Annotated in this window: 5 protein-coding genes; 2 read left to right on the plus strand and 3 right to left on the minus strand. The window is 57.9% G+C overall.

All coding sequences use genetic code 11. The features are described from left to right. The 3 genes from polA to FJY67_10620 form a co-directional block, all read right to left on the minus strand. Window positions 1-2,316, minus strand: a 2,316-nt coding sequence (gene polA / locus FJY67_10610; protein ID MBM3329902.1) for a DNA polymerase I, incomplete at its 3' end; no start/stop codon positions are given. Window positions 2,317-2,348: 32 nt separating this feature from the next. Beyond that, window positions 2,349-3,587 carry a DNA polymerase IV gene (gene dinB, locus FJY67_10615; protein ID MBM3329903.1) on the minus strand — a complete coding sequence of 413 codons (1,239 nt, stop codon included), beginning with the start codon at window positions 3,585-3,587 and terminating at the stop codon, window positions 2,349-2,351. Window positions 3,588-3,625: 38 nt separating this feature from the next. Then, the gene (locus tag FJY67_10620; GenBank protein MBM3329904.1) at window positions 3,626-4,123 is read right to left on the minus strand and encodes a hypothetical protein; all 498 of its coding nucleotides are present in this window, start codon (window positions 4,121-4,123) and stop codon (window positions 3,626-3,628) included. A gap of 250 nt (window positions 4,124-4,373) precedes the next feature. On the opposite strand from FJY67_10620, the gene FJY67_10625 reads away from it, so the two are divergent. Continuing rightward, window positions 4,374-5,393, plus strand: a complete 1,020-nt coding sequence (locus FJY67_10625; GenBank protein ID MBM3329905.1) for a GNAT family N-acetyltransferase — start codon at window positions 4,374-4,376, stop codon at window positions 5,391-5,393. Between the two features lie 2 nt (window positions 5,394-5,395). Continuing rightward, window positions 5,396-6,625, plus strand: a complete 1,230-nt coding sequence (locus FJY67_10630) for a hypothetical protein (protein ID MBM3329906.1) — start codon at window positions 5,396-5,398, stop codon at window positions 6,623-6,625. Window positions 6,626-6,910: the final 285 nt, after the last annotated feature.

Consider the following 6,910-nt stretch of genomic DNA (forward strand, 5'->3'; position numbering starts at 1 on the left):
CCAGGCTGCAGTGGCGCGATGAATGTCTTTCCCGCTGCGAAAGGCCTCGATCATCCGCTCGTCACCGGCCAAGTGTGCCATGATGCGAAGTTCGACCTGGGAGTAGTCAGCTGATACGATCTTCCAGCCCGGGATTCCGGCGACGAAGGCTTTCCGAATCCGTCCACCCTCGTCGGTTCGGATCGGGATGTTCTGTAGGTTGGGATCGGTCGAAGCAAGCCGACCCGTTGCTGCAGTCGTCTGACTGAAACTGGTATGCACCCGCCCGGTAATGGGATGCACCATTTGCGGCAGAGCATCGATATAGGTTGACTTCAACTTCGTCAGATGTCGGTAGCGCAACAACTTTGCCGGCAGTGGATGGAGCGGCGCGAGTCGCTCCAGTTCCTCGACGTCGGTTGACCAGCCAAACTTGGTCTTACGACCGACCGGGAGACCGAGTCTCTCATAGAGAACCTGAGCCAATTGCTGCGTCGAGTTGAGATTGAAGGTCATCCCCGCGAGGTCGTGCACTTCCGCAAGTCGCTCGTCCATCTCGACTTGAAACTCGCGCGATAGTTGCCCCAACAAAGCGGTGTCGATCTGCAGTCCGGTGAACTCCATGCGCATCAGAACCGGCATCAGCACGAGTTCGGTCTCGTAATAGAGTCGATCAAGGCTTTCTGATTTCAGTCGGGGCTGGAAGTGATGCGTCAACCGTAAAGCAATATCGGCATCTTCACAGGCGTAACGGGTGATGGCGTCGAGCGGGACGTCGAGCATCGACTTCTGCTTCGTGCCACTGCCGATCAGGTCGCTGGTCGGGATCTTTCGGAAGTTGAGATGAGACTCGGCGAGCGCGTCGATCCCGTGCTGCCTTGCCGATGGGTCAAGCACGAACGAAGCGAGCATTGCATCGAATGCAAGCCCTTCGACTTCGATATTATAGCACTTCAGGACGAGGGTATCGTATTTCAGGTTCTGACCGGTCTTGGCGATTCCGGAGTCACCGAAGAACGGTATGAGGTGTTCGAGGATGTAAGCCAACTCCCTACTGCGCCTGGGTCTTAGCGTCGGCGCCGGAGTCGATGGCCGGTAGTCTTCCGGAACACCGGTAAAGTGATTAACCGATACATACCAGGCCTCCTCAGGACGAATCGAAAACGAGAGCCCAACCAGTTCGGCTTTCATTGGATCGATAGCGGTCGTTTCTGTATCCAACGAGACGAGAGTGGCACCCCGGAGCGCAGCGATCATTTCTGAAAATTGACCAGGACTGGTTACAGCGCGGTAGTTGGCAGGCGGCTTCTCATCGGTAGTATTGTCAGCTGACACTTCCTCCTGGAATAGTCCCTCGTCGGCAAGAGTCGGTTCAAGAGCCTCGATTTGCCTCAGTAGATTGTGAAACTCAAGTTCGATAAGCCTCTTGCGCGAAGCGGCAGTATGCATCGGGCCGATCCGGAGAGCGTCGGGCTCGACTCCGAGTGGAACGGCCGTCTCGATGATCACCAGTTCCTTCGACAGTCGTGCCTGGTCGGCGTAGGCGATGAGATTCTCGCGCAGAGCCGGGCGTTCGACTTCAGCAGCACGTTCCAGTGCGCCTTCGAGAGAACCAAACCTGCGCACCAGTTCGAGGGCGGTCTTTTCACCGACCTTCGGCACCCCTGGAACGTTATCGACGCTGTCCCCCATCAAGCCAAGAACATCGATAACCCTCTCGGGGGGGACACCGAATCGGTTTATTACTCCGACCGAATCGATGATCTCCGGGACGTCGGTCACACGGCTGTTGGGGAGCCGATAGACCCGTATTCGGTCATTCACGAGTTGAAGAAAGTCTTTATCACCGGCTACAATAAAGACGTCGTTACCGGCTGCGGCACCCTGGACGGCGAGGGTGCCGATGATATCGTCTGCCTCATAGCCGTCAAGGGAGAGTTGCGGGATGTTCAATAAGGCCAGGAGATCATGCAGGATCGGGAGTTGACTCCGGATGCCTTCATCAAGCGGGCCGCGCGTCGCTTTGTACTCTTCAAAGCGAATATGTCTAAAGGTCGGGGCACCGGTATCGAATGCGAGCGCCAGACGGTCGGGGCGCTCGCGTCGCAGCACCATCAGGAGCGTGGTGAGAAACCCGAAGACCATGCCGACCTCCTGACCGCGCGTCGATAGCCCGGAGCGATTGCTGAAGGCGTGAAAACTACGGTGAACGAGGGCCGAGCCGTCGAACAGGAAAAGTTTCATCGTATGCAGTATGTAAAATGCAGAATATAATATGGAGGTGCCAATCTCACTCCCACCTTGGGAGCGGATTGCAGCCCCCTTGGGGCGAGGCATACCCTCCCCCTGTGATTAGCGTCGCGACTCCCCTATTGCGGAATATGCCCGAAGGAGATCACCCGGCGACGGACGCGCCACTTCAGCCCCATCGCCCGCAGAATTGCCTTGTCGCCGAACCGGTTCTTGACGGTGTCGAGGGCTTTGTAGAGTTCTTCACGGCGGACCGGATCGCGGACAAAGAAGAGGTTCATCTGCCGCCCGACTTCGCTCCAGGGCTTCAAACCGCCAAGGGATATGCCCACCAGACGGACAGCGCGACCGACCTGCCAAATCTGGTCGAGCAGCCGCCAGCCTTCCTCGATCATATCCTGCTCATCGTTGGTATAGTAGATCAGCGCGGATTGATGGGAGAGCGTTTCAAAATCGTTGTATCGCAGGCGTAAAGTCAACACCTTGCCACCCAATTTCGCTCGCCTGAGGCGGCGTCCGACCATTTCGGCCAATGCCACGATCCAAGCCCGGAGGTCGTCGCGGTTTGTCAGCGGCGCCTCGAAAGTCCGCTCGTGTCCCATCGAGCGCTCGACTTCGCCGCGCTGGTCGTCGAGTTCCATCCGCCCGACATACTCCCCCTTCGCCATTCCGACGAGCCACTCTCCGACCACGCCGAAGTGCGACTTCATTATGTCTAGCGGCGCATGGCTGAGGCGTCCGAGGGTGGTGATGCCGAGCCGGGTAAGCGCGGCTTCGGTGGCCGGTCCGATGCCGGCCATTTCCTTCACCGGAAGCGGACTGAGGAAGGCGGCTTCCGTGCCGGGCGGGACGTAGGAGAGGCCGTCCGGCTTGGCGAGGTCGGCGGCAACCTTGGCGATCAAGCGGTTCGACGCGATGCCGACCGTCGCGGGAAGATTGACGTTTTCGCGAATGGCCATCCGAATCCTCCGTCCGATCTCCTCAGGCGGCCCGAAGAGCCGGTAGAGACCCGATATCTCGACCGAGGCCTCGTCCACCGAAAGCACCTTTACATCAGGCGAGAAGCGATCGAGCAGCGCGAATACCTTGCGCGAAGCGTCGATATACTTCTCAACGTGCATCGGGACGAAGATGCACTTCGGGCATTTCCGGCGCGCTTCGACAACCGTCATCCCGGCCTTTAGGCCATACTTGCGCGCCTCGTAGTTGGCCGCGGTGATGATCCCCTTGTTGCCGCTGCCGCCTCCGACAACTGCGGGATGTCCCTTCAGGGTCGGATCGTCGCGCATCTCGACCGATACGAAAAAGGCGTCCATATCGACGTGCAGGTAGAGAGGCATTGACGCAGCGCGCTTCAAGAGACCGGATACTTCACTACGTTCAGCATGACCGCGCCTTAACGACGCCCGACAACGGTGAGACCCTCGAAACCGCCCATCCGGTTCTGCTGCCACCTAAGTTCGATTCCGGAGGTGTCAGTGGCGGAGGCGTCGAGTCGAGCGAGAATGAACCGCGCCATGACCGAATCGCCGAAGAAAGCCCTGACGATGGTGGCAAAGAGGGAGTCCGCCTCGGGGCTGCCGCCCGGGGACTTCAGTTGACGGATCAGTTCCAGCGTGTTGCCGCGAGCGGCCTCGTCCAGGAACGGCAGAGCCGACTCAAGCGACCCAACCACCCCGCCCGACCCGGTAGTTTCCGTCGGCGTGTCCGAAAGCGACGCCTTTGCCAGCCCCCCGGCGGCGCGATAGAGATGATACGCGGCTCGCTGGCTGTTGGCATCCAAAGCCGCGACCTCCACCGCCAGTTGTCGCGCGGCCGGCGAGAGGTCCGGACTCTTCGGTGCCTCCCGACAAGCCGTCCCAAAACCGGTCAGAACGATCAGGCTAATGGACACGATAAGACTATGTTTTACGATATTATAGATAGTCTTATAAAGAGCCTTCAAAGGGCTTCCTATATAGGGAACAAATGAACACATTAACAAGATAACACCCGACTTTCCGCAATGCAAGCGACTCCGCCCGAGATGATCTCCGCAAGGTCGCCAATGCTCCCGAAAGCATCGCATCCCCCCAAGGCGCTTGTCAAGCGCATTTGTCATCGCTAACTTGAGTGACGGCGTCCCTTAACCTCCCGTTTCTTCCTTGAATTATCGTCCGTCCGACCAGACTCCATCCCAACCTGTTAGCGTCGAGGTCATCGGTGACCGGCGCGAATGGGAAACCTTCCTCGCCGAAGCACGGGGACGCACTCTCTTCCACTCCCTGAGATTCCTCGACTACCATCCGCAAGGCCGGTTCGAGGAGCATCACGTTGTCATCCGGCGCAAAGGGAATATCGCCGCGTTGATGCCGGGCGTGATCCGGCACGAAGTGGCTGGGCCGGTTTGGGTATCGCATCCAGGCGCCTCCTATGGCGGGCCAGTCTGGGCGCAGGAACTTCGGTATGACCACCTTGAGGACGTCATCGCATCGCTCATCGACTATGCCCGGGAGGCTGGCTTGAACGCGATTCGTATAACGCCTCCACCGATCATCTACGATGAAGAAGCCGGCCAGATGCTCGATTTCGCTCTCCAGCGGAACCGGTTCGCAGTGATCCGCACCGAACTGACTCAGGCCGTGCCGCTCGACAAACCGCCGGACGCGATGTTCGACTCCTTCGTTAACAAGACCCGCAACGCCTTTCGCCGGGCCGAGCAGCACGGTCTTCGGTTCCGCCTCATCGAAGAGCCAACGACAGAGGAGTTTGAACGCTTCTACGAGATCCTCGAGGAGAATCGCCGCGGACTGGGAGTTGTCCCGACGCACAGCCGCGAGGAAGTCGAACGCCTGCACCAATTGATTCCCGGGCAGTTGATGATGGCGGTCGTCGAACATAAGGGCCGGATGATAGCCTGCATCTGGAACTTCATCTGCAACGACCAGGTGGTGCTCGAGTTCTATATGGCGCACGAAGCGCCGTCGGTACAACTGAAACCAGTGCCGTTTCTCACCTGGCACAGTCTGCTCTGGGCTCGCGAGCGCGGCTTCAAGTGGATGGATTTCGGTATATCCTCGATTTGGGGCGACCCGACGACAGGCCTGCTGCGTTTCAAAGAGAACTTTGGAGCGCGTCACTTCCTCCGGCAGACCTGGGAGTTGAGAATGAAGAGTGAAGAATAAGAATGCAGAGTGAGGAACAGCCCGTAGATGAATCGCGGAGGAGCAGGAATTATAATAACCTGCTGATCCTGTTCGGGATTGCCTTTGTGCTGCGCGTCGGCATCATTCTTACGACGCCGCTCTATCCTGCCGAAGGCATCGTGCCCGGCTATAACGACGAGCCGCTTCACCTCAATTATATCCGGCATATCACCGAAGCCGGCACCTGGCCGGTCTATCAACCGTCGCTTGGTGGAACCGGCAATCGTACTGCCGAGTTCCTTCAACCTCCGCTCTACTACCTTCTGTCAGCACCTGTTTGGCATTGGGGTGAGGCAATTGTCTCCGGCAAGGGACTCTATGCCGTTCGCATTCTCTCTGCGCTGCTGGGACTGGCAGCCGGTATTGCGGCTATGCGGCTGGCATCACTTACCATTGGCCCGGCAATCGCATCCAGTGCTGCTGTCTTTCTGCTCTATTTCCCGGCTGCATTGTACTTTACATCTCTGGTGACGAACGACGCGCTGCTGCTTCTGCTGGTGCTGATGTCGCTTGTCGCCATTGCCGAAGCGAGGAAGATATCCGAAATGGACGACCTGCCCCGCCATCTTATTCTGTCGGCCAAGGTTGGAGCGCTCCTGGGCTTATCGTGTTGGGCAAAGTTGTCGGGTCTGCTGTTAATACCGCTGGCGCTTGCGTCGGCTCCCGTCGGATTTAGCCGAAAGCAGGCTTGGGCGGTGCGAGCGACGGCGCTGGCAACAGCCATCGCATTGGTGATACCGCTATTGACCTGGAATTACACCCATTACGGCCATCTGGTGCCTTTGGCGGGAGGCTATGGTCCGACTGATGTAACTTCCTTCAACCGCGGCGCCCTCTTTCACCCTTGGGCGGCAGCGAAGCATCTCTTCCATTCGGCGGCAGTTCCCAACCAGGCGCTTTGGGGAGGATTTCCTGAAGTATCAGCCTCCGCCATCTTCACGTTGGCGCTGCTTGTGTTCTTGGGAAGAGGTCTGGTGACGATCCTGCGTAGCGGGCGAGATCGATGGTGGCTCCTGGCGCTACTAACTTTGACTCTGGTCGGCTTCGCGGTCCATTCGATCCGCTTTTTTCAGGTTGAGTTCAGACTGCTGATTCCGGCATTTGGCTCGCTCGCCATTCTGATGATGTTAGGATGGGGCCGGCTCCGACCAGGAGACTGGCTGCTCGCGTTACTCCTGACTCTACCTTGGATTATTTCGATGATTTATTGATGGGCGATTGCAGCATTCGTCGTAGCGTCGCCATCCTGGTGGCATTCTGCCAGCAAGATTCTAGCGCACCGTGTCATCATTGACTTACCCCTGCTTTGTCTGCAGGTGTCCACAAAGAGTGTCAATTTAAGGACTATTGATAAGCAATAATAATAAATTGTACTATCTTAGCGATCTGTTGACAGTGTGATGGCTGTTCAAGTCCCCGAAGGCGTAGCCGAAGGGGACTTGAACAGCGCCCTTGGTCACAGGACGCTCCGTGGATAGATTGTCTTGTCTACTAAA

This window comes from Calditrichota bacterium (assembly GCA_016867835.1).
GTDB lineage: Bacteria > Electryoneota > AABM5-125-24 > Hatepunaeales > Hatepunaeaceae > VGIQ01.

What these genes read in the sequence shown, in the direction of transcription:
- FJY67_10630 (MBM3329906.1), top strand. Translation starts at nt 5,396, where the DNA reads ATGCAGAGTGAGGAACAGCCCGTAGATGAATCGCGGAGGAGCAGGAAT.